The 14,228-nt window shown below is 33.5% G+C and carries 11 protein-coding genes; 8 read left to right on the top strand and 3 right to left on the bottom strand.

Translation table 11 applies throughout. The annotated features are described in order from the left end of the window. Nucleotides 1-201: 201 nt before the first annotated feature. Nucleotides 202-2,259, bottom strand: coding sequence for an elongation factor G (gene fusA, locus BLP60_RS05810; RefSeq protein ID WP_092064841.1), 2,058 nt, complete (start codon nt 2,257-2,259; stop codon nt 202-204). A 188-nt stretch (nt 2,260-2,447) separates the two neighbouring features. Here fusA and BLP60_RS05805 point away from each other — a divergent pair, with 188 nt between their 5' ends. Both BLP60_RS05805 and BLP60_RS05800 read left to right on the top strand, forming a co-directional pair. Further along, nucleotides 2,448-3,395 carry a ParB N-terminal domain-containing protein gene (locus BLP60_RS05805; RefSeq protein ID WP_092064838.1) on the top strand — a complete coding sequence of 316 codons (948 nt, stop codon included), beginning with the start codon at nt 2,448-2,450 and terminating at the stop codon, nt 3,393-3,395. Then, nucleotides 3,385-4,470: an SPL family radical SAM protein gene (locus BLP60_RS05800; protein ID WP_092064835.1), complete on the top strand. Its 1,086-nt coding sequence runs from the start codon at nt 3,385-3,387 to the stop codon at nt 4,468-4,470. Before BLP60_RS05805 ends, BLP60_RS05800 begins: the two co-directional genes overlap by 11 nt. 25 nt (nt 4,471-4,495) lie before the next feature. On the opposite strand, the gene BLP60_RS05795 is transcribed toward BLP60_RS05800, so the two are convergent. Beyond that, nucleotides 4,496-5,014, bottom strand: coding sequence for a hypothetical protein (locus BLP60_RS05795; RefSeq protein WP_092064832.1), 519 nt, complete (start codon nt 5,012-5,014; stop codon nt 4,496-4,498). Nucleotides 5,015-5,207: 193 nt separating this feature from the next. On the opposite strand from BLP60_RS05795, the gene BLP60_RS05790 reads away from it, so the two are divergent. Genes BLP60_RS05790 through BLP60_RS05770 form a run of 5 tightly spaced genes read left to right on the top strand, consistent with a single transcriptional unit; the run spans nt 5,208 to nt 12,246 of the window. Next, nucleotides 5,208-6,797, top strand: a complete 1,590-nt coding sequence (locus tag BLP60_RS05790) for a carboxyvinyltransferase (RefSeq protein WP_092064829.1) — start codon at nt 5,208-5,210, stop codon at nt 6,795-6,797. Beyond that, on the top strand, nt 6,763-7,014 hold the full coding sequence (locus BLP60_RS05785) for a hypothetical protein (RefSeq protein WP_143338916.1): 252 nt from the start codon (nt 6,763-6,765) through the stop codon (nt 7,012-7,014). The genes BLP60_RS05790 and BLP60_RS05785 overlap by 35 nt, the downstream gene beginning before the upstream one ends. A gap of 6 nt (nt 7,015-7,020) precedes the next feature. Next, complete coding sequence (locus BLP60_RS05780) at nt 7,021-8,436, top strand: PAS domain-containing protein (protein WP_092064823.1); 1,416 nt, start codon at nt 7,021-7,023, stop codon at nt 8,434-8,436. After that, entirely contained in the window at nt 8,426-10,351 is a 1,926-nt protein-coding gene (locus BLP60_RS05775; protein WP_092064820.1) for an aconitate hydratase, read from the top strand. Before BLP60_RS05780 ends, BLP60_RS05775 begins: the two co-directional genes overlap by 11 nt. Before the next feature lie 11 nt (nt 10,352-10,362). Continuing rightward, nucleotides 10,363-12,246, top strand: a complete 1,884-nt coding sequence (locus BLP60_RS05770; protein ID WP_092064817.1) for a SurA N-terminal domain-containing protein — start codon at nt 10,363-10,365, stop codon at nt 12,244-12,246. Between the two features lie 55 nt (nt 12,247-12,301). Here BLP60_RS05770 and BLP60_RS05765 read toward each other — a convergent pair whose 3' ends face one another. Beyond that, entirely contained in the window at nt 12,302-13,285 is a 984-nt protein-coding gene (locus BLP60_RS05765) for a vitamin K epoxide reductase family protein (protein ID WP_092064814.1), read from the bottom strand. Between the two features lie 229 nt (nt 13,286-13,514). On the opposite strand from BLP60_RS05765, the gene BLP60_RS05760 reads away from it, so the two are divergent. Then, nucleotides 13,515-14,222, top strand: coding sequence for a Bax inhibitor-1/YccA family protein (locus BLP60_RS05760; protein WP_092064811.1), 708 nt, complete (start codon nt 13,515-13,517; stop codon nt 14,220-14,222). Nucleotides 14,223-14,228 lie beyond the last annotated feature (6 nt).

Here is a 14,228-nt window from a genome sequence, read left to right as displayed (position 1 = left end):
TGAAAAATTTTTAAATCTAAAAATATTAAGAAATCACTTCAGGGTTCTAGAGGAATAACAACCTTACGAAAGTTGAGAAATTAAATAGACTAAGCTAAAAAAGTTTTCACAATATAAAAATTTTTCATTAAATAGACAGGAAAATAAAAAAGCAGGAGTATGAGCATACTCCTGCTTTTTTATTTTTAATTTAATTGTTTTTTAATCTTCTGCTTTGCTTTCTTCTATAATTTTTTCTGCAATCTGGCTTGGAACTTCTTCATAGTGATCAAACTCCATAGTATAAGTCCCTTGTCCACTAGTCATGGAAGTAAGACTTTGAGCATAACTCAACATTTCTGCCATCGGAACTTGTGCCTTGACTTCAGTAATACCATTCTTTGAATCCGAACCTAAAACTTTACCTCTACGCCCAGAAATATCCCCTATTACATCTCCCATATACTCATCAGGAATATATACTGTTACATTCATAATCGGTTCAAGCAAAATAGGCTTACACTTTTCTACTGCCTTTTTAAAAGCCATTGAACCTGCAATCTTAAAAGCCATTTCAGAAGAATCCACACTATGATAAGAACCATCATACAAAGTAACTTTAAAATCAACTACAGGATAACCTGCTACTACGCCCTTTCTAGCTGCCTCTTGAATACCAGCGTCAACAGCAGGAATATATTGTTTGGGTATAACACCTCCTACAATAGCATCTACAAATTCATACCCTTTACCTCTAGGCAAAGGTTCTAGCCTAATCCAACAATCACCATATTGTCCTCTACCACCTGTTTGCTTTTTATATTTTCCTTGGACCTCTGCCTTACCCTTTATAGTCTCTCGATAAGGAATCTTAGGAGTTTTTAAAACAATACCAACTTTATATCGCCTTTTCACCTTTTCAACTGTTGTTTCTATATGTAATTGCCCCATACCAGAGAGAAGCATATCCCCTGTCTCTTCATTCCTTGTAAGTTCTAAAGTAATATCCTCATCTAAAAGTTTTTGAACAGATGCAAAAACTTTATCTTCTTCTCCTTGTTTTTCTGCAGCCAAGGCATAAGAAATAATACACGGGGCAACATCTGGCTTTTTAAGTTTAAAAGGAGCCTTTTCATCGCACAAGGTATCTCCTGTAGAGGTTTCCTTTAATTTTGCTACAGCTACTATTGCCCCTGGTCCAACTTCTCCTTTTACTGGCACTTGTTTTTTCCCTTCAAAAACCAATAACTGACCCAATTTTTCTTTACTATCTTTGTTAGCATTTAAAAGAGTCATATCTGAACTAAGCACTCCAGAAAGTACTCGCATCACACTTAACTGCCCGGTAAAAGGATCCACAATAGTTTTAAATACAAAGGCAGCCAGTGGCTCATCAGGGCTAGAAGGTCTTTCTTCTCCATCTTCTCCTTCAAAAGGAGCTCGTTCTAATGGTGAAGGCAAAAGCCAATTAATGGTATCCAATAAAATATTTCCCCCTTTATTAACCAAAGCAGCTCCAACACATACAGGAAATAATTCCCTTGCTAAAATTCCCTTTTTTAAACCACTTAAAATTTCATCTTTGCTAAGCTCTCCCTCTTCAAGATATTTTTCCATGAGAGCCTCATCACTTTCTGCAATATCTTCAATCAAAGCAGTCCTAAGTTCTTCCACCTTATCTGCCAATTCTGCTGGGATGTCTCCACTTTTTACCTTGCCATCTTCAGTAAAAAAGAGAGCCTTTTGCTCTAAAATATCTACCACTCCTTGAAAATCTGCTTCTGCACCTATGGGAAGAAACAGAGGTATTGCTTTTATTCCTAAAACATTACTCAAACCTTCATAAGCCTGATCAAAATTAGCTCGTTCTCTATCCATTTTATTAATAAAAATAATAGAAGGAAGCCCTGCCTTTTCAACCTCTGCCCACATTTTCTTAGTTAAAGGCTTAACTCCATCTATAGCATCTAAAACAAACACAACACCATCTGCTGCTGTAAGCAAATATTGAATATCCCCATTAAAATTAGCATCACCAGGCACATCAATTAAATAATGATCTCCTTTTTGCCACTTAAAATAAGCAAAACCAGGTTGAATACTACCGCGTCTTTTAATCTCTTCAGGCTCATAATCTAAACAAGTGGTGCCTTCTTCTATTTTGCCTAGGCGTGAAATAACCTTTGCCTGAAACAACAGCATCTCAGCAACAGAAGTTTTTCCACAGCCACCATGGCCAACCAGTGCATAAGTTCTTTGTTTCTCAAGTTTCTCCCGCATTAATTAGCCCCCTTTCAAAATATTTTTCCCCTCTATTCAGGGATCTATTTACACACCCTATTGACTAAACCCTAAAACTCAGAAGTAAGATTTTAAATTGCACAAATTACTTTTTTCACATATTAATCTTTACTTGGATTTTGTCCTATATGTAGAGAAAAGAAAAGATGTCAAGTGATGGGAACAAAATGTTAGCTTTAAAAGAAAAATTATCCTTAATAGACCCTAATCAGATAATTACAGAAAACCCTTGGATACTCTGGCCTAAAGAGCCTTGCCCAGAGCTTTTAAAAAGTTTAGAATATTTAGGGCAATTAGAGCCAATCCTTATTTTTCAAGAACAGGAAAAAATTTTCCTTATCCATGGATATAAACGAACTTTAGCCTTAAAAAATTTAAAAAAAAATATCTTAGCCTTAAAAATAGAAAAAAAATCTCCCAAAAAGTTGGGCTTCATTTATTATTCTTTAAATAATCTACCTTATCCTGCCCAGTGGGCTTTAGTAAAAGCATTTAGATTTTTTTCTAAATTTAAACTGTCTTCCCAAGAATTAGCAATATTAGGGATCCACCCAAAAGGCCTACAATTAAAGCTGCTTAACAATTGGATAAAACTTCCTAAAAAATGGGATAACCTCCTACAATTGGAGCATCTTGACTTAGAGATAGGGGGCTTAGTTAAAAATTTCTCCCTAAATGAACAAGAGGTTCTTTTTTTATTGTTTAAAGATCTAAAATGGTCTAAATCTAATCAAAAAAAAGTTCTCCAATGGCTAAATGAAATCAGCCTAAAAACTCAAAAACAACTTAACTCACTCTTAGAAGAAATGAACATCTTCACTGTTCTGAGCTCTAACCTATCCCCACAAGACAAGATAAAAAAAATACTAAACCTTGTTTGGAAGTATCGCTATCCACTTTTATCTCAAACACATTCAAAAATACTAAATCATCTCAAAAACCTTCAAGCAGGCACAGGTTGGACTATTGACCATCCATTTCAATTAGAAAATAGCAACCTTATTTTTAAAGGAAAATTTTCAAATCCTAAAGATTTATCCCACGCAATCGAAGAGTTAAAATTGATTGCAAAACAAAATCCTTGGGCAAATTGGGAGAGTTTTCTTGACATCTAAACTTCCTTCTTATTTAAATTTAAAATACCTTTACCTTGATCCAAGCTTATCCACTACTAATCCTATTCTTCAAAATGTAAAAAAACATCTTCCTGACATAAAAATTTTGCCTTTAAGTTCAACGCAATCTTACCAACCTCAAAGTTTAATTTTGAAAAAATTTAAAGGCAAATTTTTACGCTTTTGTCCAGGAACAAGGTATTATAATTGCTGTGGATACAAAATAATTCATTTTGGGGAAAACTGTCCTTTAAATTGCACTTACTGTATTCTTCAAGCCTATTTTCAAGATAAAACTTTAAAAATATGGGCAAATATAGACGATTTATTCCAAGAACTAGATAAAACTTTTAAAACAAACCCTAATCTTCGTTTTAGAACAGGAACAGGAGAATTTACAGATTCGTTGGTCTTAGAACCCCTTACAGGATATGCTCAAAAATTAACCAATTTTTTACAAAACTATTCTAACGTACGCCTTGAGTTAAAAAGTAAAGTAGCAGATTTAAGTTGGACAAATGGTCTTCATAAAATTGACCATATCTTACCAGCTTGGTCCTTAAATGCTCCAGAAATAGTAAAAAAAGAAGAAAAACTCGTAATCCCCTTAGAAGAACGCCTCAGGGCAGCTCAAAAATGTGTATCACTGGGAATCAAAGTTTGCCTTCATTTTGACCCTATAATTTATTATCCAAATTGGGAAAAAGGATATTCAAAAACTATTGAAATGGTATTTGATTACTTAAAACCAGAACATATCTGCTACCTTAGTCTTGGATCTTTTAGAGGAATGCCAGAACTCTTTCATACCATCTCTCAAAAACACCCCAAATCAACTTATATCTACGAAGAATACATTTACGGATTAGATGGCAAGTTAAGATTATTTTTGCCTTTACGCCTCAAAATGTTCTCTTTTATAGTAAAAAAATTAAAAAAAGCTGGCCTTAAAGACCAAATATATTACTGTATGGAATCTGACTTAGTTTGGGAAAAAACTCTAGGATATACCCCCATTAAATTAGGTGGCTTGGATAAACACCTAGAAAAATTAAGTTTTAACAACCTACTTTAAACTTTTTTTAGCTAAATGGACTTACTTATTTACCAAATTGATTATTGGGCCCTGGACAATTTTCTTTTAACAAGCAAACCTCGCACCCCCCCTTATAGGGAAAATAAGTAAATACAGCATATTTATGATTTAAAATACCATTCTTTTTCATTTCTAAACCAACAGAAGCAATTTTACGTCTAATTTGCTTATTAACTTTTGGAACAGGAGCACATTTTAAAGTTGCAAGTTCTGGAATAAACTCTTTTACTGCAGACATAAGCATAGTTTTTGCCATCAAATCCAGTGCATAGCCTTTACTTGGACTTGTGACCCAAGCGGCTTCTATTTCTTTTTCTACCTCTTTGCCTAAAAAAATTATCAAAAAACCTTTTGGCTCGCCCAATGTATATGCATTAAAAAAAGAAAACCACGTTTGCCAATGTTTTGTAATTAGGCCTACCTCTCCTGCATCCAAGTTTGGCTTTCCGCTCATCTCTAAATAAAAAGAAAGGTCTATAGTTAAAAGTACCCCCTTTTTTTTAAGCTCCATCTTTTTTGACATATTCCAGCCCCTTTTATTTCATTTTTAAAAGTCTCTGAACTTTTTAAATAAAAGCCCTTTTAACTACCTATAAGAATCAAAGAAAAATCTTCTCTCTTTAATTCAGTCAATTCTAAAACTCTCATCATTTCCACTTGCCCAATAAAGCTTTTAATAGTAGGAAATACTTACTTTACTTGTCTAGGATATTTTTATGAAAGATAAAAAAAATAGTTCCCCTAATCTAAATGAAGAATTAAAACAAGTAGAAAAAAGGCTCTTACAACTCATCCAAAAACGTACTAAGCTTTTAAGTAAAATTGCTCGCCATAGAATGGAGCAAAATAAGAGCCCTATAGATACGTATTTGGAGAAGACTCTATGGAATATATGGAAGAAACATCTGCAAGGAGAAAATCAAAGATTCTTTAGACAGTTATTTTCTATTTTAAACAATACTAGTTATTCAAAGGCAGAAAGTAAAAAAAGTAGCGACAAGCCTTTTTGTCTTTATCCTAAGACTCATCCTATTAACTTTTCGACTTCTGCTCCTTTATCTCTTTTTCAAGCTACAGTATCTGTAGTCCTTTCTACTATATCTACAACAGAAACTCACATAGAACCATTCCCATTAAATGATCCGTTAGTGGAGCTGATAAAAGCCCTAAACCAAGCTGGCGGCAGAATCTCATGGCAAGAAGACTCCCTTCATGCAGGACCAGCTAATTTAACTTTTGAAGGAAAATCCTTCTTTTTAGGAGAACACGAAACCACTCTCTATTTTATGTTAGCTTTAGCCCTAACTGAAGCAGGCAGTTGCAAACTGAATGCTTCTCCTGGTTTAAAAATATTAAATCTAAAACCACTGCAAGATTTTCTTCCCCAATTAGGAGCCCGATTAACCTCTATAGAGCCTCAAAGCTACAATTTGCCGGCTAGGCTAGAATGTAGTGGTAAAATACCTTCTGAAATCACAATTCCTTCTACTATAAGCCCGTTTTTAGGAATAGGGCTAATTTTTACAAGCCTACTTTTAAATAAAAAGCTCAAAATTACTTTTGCTAACTTACCTAAAGAAATAGTTGAATTAGACTATCTTCTTCAAAAATGGGGAGTCTCTATTCAAACAGAGGATTCCACTATTACTGTAAGTCCATCTGAGTTAAAATGTCCTGTTCCATTTTCTCTAGAAGCAGATCCTCTTCTTAGTGCCCACCTTTTAGTACTGCCGTATATTACATCTGGCTCAGTCAAATTAGAAGGTATCTGGCCAGGCTATTCTCCTAGAGCCAAATTTGTAGAAAAACTTTTTCAAGAAATAGGCCTTAATTTCAATCCTTCTGATTTTACAAGCCAACACAATAAAGCACTTTCTTCTCAGTTTAGCTTTGACCTAGAGGACTTTAAAGAATTTTTCCCCTTTGTCTTAGCCCTAGCCATTATTCAAAAAAATAAAGCTATTATTTATCATCAATTAGAAGATAGTTTGTTGGAACCAGGATTAGAACTTTTAAGCTTTTTAAATTTCAATTTCAAAACCCATCCAGAATATTTAGAAATAGAATATAGTGGAGAAAAAAATAAAACAAACAAGGTATGGACCAGTCCCTCTGCCTTATGGACACTCAGTTATGGTCTTATTTCTTTTAAATTTAAAGGTATTTGTCTTGAAAATCCAGGAAGTATAACTCAAATTTGGCCTAAATTTTGGAAAATTTTTCAAAGTATTCCCTTTGGTCAGGTAGAAAGAAAAATAGAGGAGCAAAAAGGTGAACCAAGTAGACGACGCATCCGCATTGGCTAAAATTAAAAATTTAGAACAAGAAATAGAACATTTTAAGCAAAAACTTTCAGAGTGTGAAAAAAAAATAAAATACTTTAGAGAAAAAGAAGATCATCAAAAAAAAATTTTTTTTGCTCAAGAAATTTTTAATCTCCAACAAGAAAAATTGGTTATTCAAACCGAGATAAAATTCAGACAAAATAAAATCACTAAGCTACGCTTTGAACTAAATTCATAACTTAACATGTTAAAAAATTTTGCAATAATTGGCCCTAAGAAAAAAATTGCTAGCTTTGTACGAGCTTATTTACGTTCCAAAGATGCCTTGCGTCCGTTAGGACGCTTAGTAGCAATAACTATCACTGATGGAGAAGAGTTCATATCCAATTATCCATGCTATAAACATTGGGAAGAAATGCTCAAACATCATGTCATAGATAGCGTTTTTAACTTAGAAACAAACCCTGAATTTATATTCACTCTACGCAAAAAATTACCACCAAATATTCAATTAAGTGAATATTCTCCTTCTTATAGTTTTATCTCTTTACACCTAATGAAAACAGTATATCAAAAAAAAGCAGCTAAAAAAGAAAATTTTCTTTCTCAAATCTTAGAAAATACCCCTTTTGCCACTATCATCTTTAATGCCAAAGGAGAAGTAATCTATTGGAATAAGGCATGTGAAATACTTACTGGCATCCCAAGAAAAATGGTTATTGGGAAGTCGGATGTAGGTCTTGCATTCTATGATGAACCTAGGTCTCTTTTAGGACAAAATATCTTAAAATATGACCATAAAGAATTAAAAAAATTATACAAAGCTAATGACGTGTCCTTAAATTTTTCATCTATTCCCAATGGAGTCACTGTTTCTGGATTTTGGGATCTGCGGGGGAAAATTAAAGGATTCTATCAAATTATTGCAGTTAAGCTTATCCAAAAAGAGAAGGTAGTGGGTTCTTTAGAGATTATTCAAAATATAAGCAACATTTACCAACTCCGTTCTCAAGTTCAAGAATATGAAGAAATATTAGAAGTTCTATTAAATAGTCTACCCTATCCTCTAATCTATACCTTAAATTCAGGAAGGCTTGTTTATGTAAATAAAGCTGGCAAAAAATTATTTCAAAAAAAGCTTAAAAAACAAGGTTATACTATTTTTGATCTATTAAACACCTCTAAAAAAGAAGCTGTTTCTCCTGAGATACTATTATCTGGAGAAGAGAAAAAAGTACTCAATCTAACCCTTCAAAATGAAGAATGGGAGATAACGATTCTTTGTCTCTCAGATAAAGGATATTTGTGGCTTTTTCGAAACTTAACAGAAGCAGAAAGTAAACAAAAGCTTGATTTAGTTCTTTCGTTAGCTGGAGCCATCAGTCATGAATTATCTCAGCCCCTAACTGCAGTAGTTAATGCAGCTGAACTTTTAGCTAATACTCCTCCAAATAATCTAGAACGAATAAAAAAACATCAAAGAATTATTTTAAAAGAAGGAGAAAAACTTTTTCAAATTTATAGCAAATTAAGAAATATTGATAATATTAAATTGACCTCTTATCTTGGCGACACACAAATTCTAGACATCCATCAAGGTAGTGAAGACCTTTTTCAACAAATCTCATCCTCAACAAAAGGAGAAGAAAGTGACACTTAATCTAACCAAAAAAATTATCCAAAAACATCTGGTATCTGGCAAGCTTATTCCAGGAGAAGAAATTGAAATAAAAATTGATCAAACTCTTACTCAAGATGCCACAGGTACAATGGCCTACCTACAATTTGAATCTATTGGTTTAGATAAAGTTCAAACTGATCTCTCTGTAAGCTATGTAGATCATAATACCATTCAAATGGGATTTAGAAATCCAGATGATCACCAATATTTAAGAACAGTAGCAGCTAAATATGGCCTTATTTTTTCTCCACCTGGCACAGGAATCTGTCATCAGCTCCATCTTGAAAATTTTGCTAAACCAGGAAGCACCTTGATTGGTTCAGACAGTCATACGCCTACTGCAGGAGGAATTGGAGCTCTTGCAATGGGTGCAGGCGGTCTTTCTGTGGCCCTAGCCATGGCAGGAGAGCCATATACTATAACAATGCCCAAAATAGTTCGGGTTTATTTAACTGGAAAACTCAAAGGATTTGCCTCAGCTAAAGATATTATATTATTTCTATTAAAAAAATTTACTGTAAAAGGAGGCGTGGGCAAAATTTTTGAATATACTGGTCCAGGACTTAAATCACTCTCTGTACCTGAAAGGGCAACAATTACAAATATGGGAGCAGAACTTGGCCTTACCACTTCTATTTTCCCCTCTGACGAAAATACCAGACGTTTTTTAAAAGCAATGGGAAGAGAAGATGACTTCATAGAACTTGGTCCAGATCCAAATGCAGAATATGATGAAGAGGTGGAAATAGATCTAAGCTCAATAGAACCTCTTGCAGCTACTCCTCATATGCCAGATAAAGTAAAACCTATTAGAGAACTAGCAGGCTTAAAGGTTGACCAAGTTGCTATTGGTTCTTGTACTAATTCATCCTATCTAGATTTAAAAAGTGTAGCTCTTATTCTTAAAAATAAAAAAATAAATCCAGAAACAGACTTGCTCATTGCTCCAGGCTCCAAGCAAGTTCTAAAAATGCTTTTAGACGAAAATTTACTCTGGCCTATCTTGAATGCTGGCGGAAGATTATTAGAATGTGCTTGTGGACCGTGCATTGGAATGGGTGGATCTCCTCCATCTAAAGGAATAAGTGTACGTACATTTAATCGTAATTTTGAGGGCAGAAGTGGAACTCAGGATGCAAAAATATATCTTACAAGTCCAATAACAGCAGCCTTTGCAGCTTTGGAGGGGAAATTTACAGATCCTTGTACGTGGGAAGAGAAAATAAATTTCAAAGAAATATCTCTTCCATTAAAAACTCCGTCTATTAAACACCTTTTTATTTTTCCCCCTGAAAATCAAGCTGAAGTAAGAATTCGCAGAGGTCCCAATATTGTTCCTTTAAAATCCTTTTCTCCTTTACCTGAAAATTTAGAACTTCCAGTTCTAATTAAAGTAGGAGACAATATTACTACAGATCACATCTTACCTGCAGGACCTCAAATTACTGCCTTACGTTCCAATATCCCTGCCATAAGTGAATATATTTATTCCAGAGTAGATAAGGAGTTTGTTCAAAGAGCAAAGCAACACAAACAAGGAATAATTATAGGTGGAGAAAATTATGGACAAGGTTCTAGCAGAGAGCACGCAGCCTTGGCTCCACGCTATTTGGGAGTAAGGGTAGTACTTGCTAAATCTTTTGCCCGCATTCACAGAGCAAACCTTATTAACTTTGGCATTCTGCCTCTTATTTTCGTAGATCCCAAAGACTATGACAAAATTGAGTTAGAACAAATTCTTAGTTTAAATTTAAAACAATTGTCTTGTGGACAAAAAATGTGTATCCAGATTAAAGATTTTTGTATAACTGTCACCAATGACCTCACAACCAAAGAGCTAAACATTATCAAAGAAGGCGGCCTCTTAAACTTTGTGAGGAATAAAAGAAAATAAAGGAGTAATATATGTTAGACCTGATGCGAAAAAATGCCCAATCATGGGGAATAAAAATCCTTTTTGGGCTTATTATTGTGGTCTTTGTTTTTTGGGGAATTGGCAGTTTTAGAAGTAATAAGGCAGCAGTAATTGCTGAAGTAAATGGCAGACCAATTGCCGCCCAAGATTTTAGAATTGCTTATGAAAGAACGTTAAAATCTTTACGGCATAGAAATCCTAATCTCTCTCAAAAAGAAATACAACAAATGCGGTTAAAAGAACAAGTCTTAAATCAACTTATAAATGCTGAACTTCTAAGAGAAAAAGCAAAAGCCCTAGGAGTTGATATCACCTTGCCAGAACTCCGCAAAGCAATTACATCTATTCCTTTTTTCCAAAATAAAAATAAAAAATTTGATCCTAATTTATATAAAAAGATTTTAAAATTAAATGGACTGTCTCCTGCAACATTTGAAAAGGATTACTCTGAGAACCTTTTAATTGAAAAAATGCGCGCCTTTATTACGTTACCAGCCAAAGCTAACTTGGCTGAAGTGTACGATATGTATAAATTTGCTAAAGAGCAAATTCAAATCGAATACCTTTTATTTAAGCTTGATAATTATTTAAATAAAATAAAAATTTCAAATAATGAAATACAAAAATATTATAATGAAAATAAAGATAAATTTATGGATCCAGAAAAAATTAAAATTGCCTATCTCTTACTTACTCCTGAAAACCTAGCCAAACAAGAAAAGGTAAGTGAACAAGAGATAAAAGAATACTATGAGTCTCATAAAAACAGTTTTTTTCAACCAGAAAGAGTAAAAGCCCGTCATATTCTAATTCGACTAAATCCAGATGCATCAAAAAAAGAATTAAAACAAGCTGAACAAAAAATCGCTAAAATAGAAAAGGAACTCCAAAAAGGAAAAAATTTTGCAGAATTAGCCAAACAATATTCTGAGGGCCCAAGTAAAAAAAATGGTGGCGAACTGGGCTGGTTTACCAAAAGAGATATGGTAAAACCATTTGCTGATGCTGCTTTTGCCTTAAAAGTAGGTGAAATAAGTAAGCCTGTACGTACCCAATTTGGACTTCATTTAATAAAATTAGAAGACAAAAAGGCTGCAGGCATACTTCCTTTAAAAGAAGTTAAAGAGCAAATAAAAAATACTATTGCTCAAGAAAAGGCTTATGCTAAAATTCAAGACTTATTAGACTCCGCTTTAACAAGGCTAGCAGCGGGTGAAAGCCTCCAAAAAATTGCCACAGAATTAGGTTTAGAAGTAAAAACAACAAATCTATTTTCTAGAAAAAATATTCCTCAAGACTTAAAAGGATTAAAACCTAAAGATATTCAGGCTCTATTTGACTTGCCAGTTCACGAAACCACTAAAACTCCTTTCAACCTTCAAAACGGTTACCTCTTAGTATCTAAACTAGAAGCAATTTCTCCAAAACCATTGCCTTTAGAAAAAGTGAAAGAAACCATTAAAACCATATTAACCAGGCAAAAAGCTCAAAAATTAGCCCTTGAAGAAGCAACAAAAACTTTAAGTAAATTACAGAAAAAAGAAAAAATTAATATCAGTTTAAAAACATCTAAACCTTTTACTCGACAAGGATTTATTCCTGAACTGGGCTTTAACCCAAGCCTAGCTCAAGAAGCTTTTCTAGGTAAAGTAAACACTTGGTTAGATAAACCGTATGAAGTAATGGCAGGTTATATTTTAGCAAAACCTATCAAACACATTATCCCAAGCAAACAGGATTTTGCCAAAGAACAAGAAAAATGGATGCAAGTGTATCAAAACTTTAAGGCCAAACAATTATTTTCTGCTTTTATAAATTCACTTCATCAAAAAGCAGAAATAAAAATAATAAATCCTCGTTACTTAAAATATTAAAAAAAGGGGCCTTAAGGCCCCTTTTAAAAACAAAATTTTATTATCAACCTACAATCTATTCTATCTCTTCTCCAGGGATATAAAGAATCCTCTCAATAAAACCTTTCTCCTTTAAATAATTCAAAATATGCTTTCTACCCACTAAAAAAACTCTTTTGCCACTATTTTCATCAGCAACCAAAAGCGGAACCCCCATAATCCTATGTCCTCTTAAAAACGATTGAATCTTTAAAATATTTTCTTCAAGCTTTTTAGTTACTTTCTGTTGTTTAAGATCTTCCTTTTTTACCTTATCTGCTTCTAATTTTAAAATCTCTAAAAAAGGATTTTTAGGAGTATCTTTTGAGTTTAAAATATAGGCTATTTTACGCATATCTTTTTCTCCACTATCCACTATAAATATTTTCCAGTTAACAGTAGCTATATCTGGATTTACAGCTAAATTGGCAAGTAATCGGCTACAATGACCGCAATGTAAACTAATAAATAGATAAAATTTAGGCCATTCCCGTTTTTTTTCCTTAGGCCAAGATAATAATTCCAATTTAGTTATTCTAGGTGGTAACTCAGGATATTGTAAAAGATATCCAGAACTAAGACCAGCAAACCAAAGACTAAGCCCCAAAATTATAGGAAAAATTTTCTTTTGGCTAATTCCATATCCCAACACAGAAAAAAGTAAAATCCCAGCAACTGCAAAACAAAGTTGACACTGAGTTTTTAAGCCAAAAAGCTGAAACCCTATCAAAGCTCCATCAGCAGCCAAGGCTGTCCCAAAAAGAAATAAAATAATATTTTTTAACCAAGTTTTAAAATAGCGAAACCAAAAAAACAAAAAAATCCATAACAAGGCAAAAAAAATCAAACCTAAAACAATTAAGTTGGTTTCGCCTATACGAACATAATCACCAACAATTGCGCAGCTTTTTGTACTACAAACACTCTTATGCTTAAAGAAACGAAAATACAATTCTACGCTCAAAAATAACATGCCTAAAAAAGGTCCAATCTGTCCTGTAATCTTTTGCCAAACCTTCACCGCACCACTCCTTATTTTTTGTTATAGAAAATTTTACTGCTTTAGCTTAGCAATCGCAATGGTTATTTTCTTAATCCCACAAAAATTTTATTAACACTTATCTATTTTATTTATTTTAAGACTTGCCAATCTTTAAATATTCTAATTTTTTCTCTCAATTTCCCCCTTGCTATTTTTATTTCAAGGTCTTAATAAGTAAATATTAAAAAATAGATTAAGGAGGAAAGTAATGTCTAATGGACAATTTTATTCCCAGGCTCCAGCCAAAACCGAAGTTTTAAACGCATTTATGCGAGGAGTGTATCAATGGATGGCAATTGGCTTGGGACTTACAGGTATTGTAGCTTTTTATACCGCCTCAAGCCCAAAACTGTTGCAGCTTATTTTTGGCAATCCCATGCTTATGTGGGGACTACTTATAGGAGAAATTTTATTGGTAATAGGAATAAGTGCAGGAATTAGTAAAATGTCTGCCCAAATGGCAACAGGTTTATTTTTGCTTTATTCAGGATTAAATGGCTTAACTCTTTCAGCCATCTTTTTAGTGTATACAATGTCCTCTATTGCCTCTACATTCCTAATCTGTGCAGGAATGTTCGGTGCAATGTCCGTTTATGGCCTTATTACAAAAAAAGACTTAACTTCATGGGGAAGTTTTCTTTTTATGGGGCTCATTGGCCTTATTATTGCCTCTATTGTAAATATCTTCTTAAAAAGTTCTGGTTTAAGCTTTGTAATAAGCGGTATTGGAGTTTTAGTCTTTGTTGGTCTTACAGCTTATGATACCCAAAAATTAAAAGAAATGGGACTTAGTGCTCCCTATGAAGACAGTTTGGCTATAAGAAGAGGAACCATTTTAGGTGCTCTTACCCTTTATTTAGATTTTATTAACTTATTTTTAATGCTTTTACGCTTTTTTGGACAAACTAGAGAGTAGTCTATT

Source organism: Desulfonauticus submarinus (genome assembly GCF_900104045.1).
Taxonomy (GTDB): domain Bacteria; phylum Desulfobacterota; class Desulfovibrionia; order Desulfovibrionales; family Desulfonatronovibrionaceae; genus Desulfonauticus; species Desulfonauticus submarinus.
The sequence above is the reverse complement of the archived record's forward strand: the minus strand, read 5'-3'. Positions and strand labels throughout refer to the sequence as shown.

Coding starts and splice junctions, on each gene's coding strand:
- BLP60_RS05795 (WP_092064832.1), bottom strand. CDS start 5,014: ATGTCAAAAAAGATGGAGCTTAAAAAAAAGGGGGTACTTTTAACTATA.
- BLP60_RS05805 (WP_092064838.1), top strand. CDS start 2,448: ATGTTAGCTTTAAAAGAAAAATTATCCTTAATAGACCCTAATCAGATA.
- BLP60_RS05770 (WP_092064817.1), top strand. CDS start 10,363: ATGTTAGACCTGATGCGAAAAAATGCCCAATCATGGGGAATAAAAATC.
- BLP60_RS05780 (WP_092064823.1), top strand. CDS start 7,021: ATGTTAAAAAATTTTGCAATAATTGGCCCTAAGAAAAAAATTGCTAGC.
- BLP60_RS05790 (WP_092064829.1), top strand. CDS start 5,208: ATGAAAGATAAAAAAAATAGTTCCCCTAATCTAAATGAAGAATTAAAA.
- BLP60_RS05760 (WP_092064811.1), top strand. CDS start 13,515: ATGTCTAATGGACAATTTTATTCCCAGGCTCCAGCCAAAACCGAAGTT.
- fusA (WP_092064841.1), bottom strand. CDS start 2,259: ATGCGGGAGAAACTTGAGAAACAAAGAACTTATGCACTGGTTGGCCAT.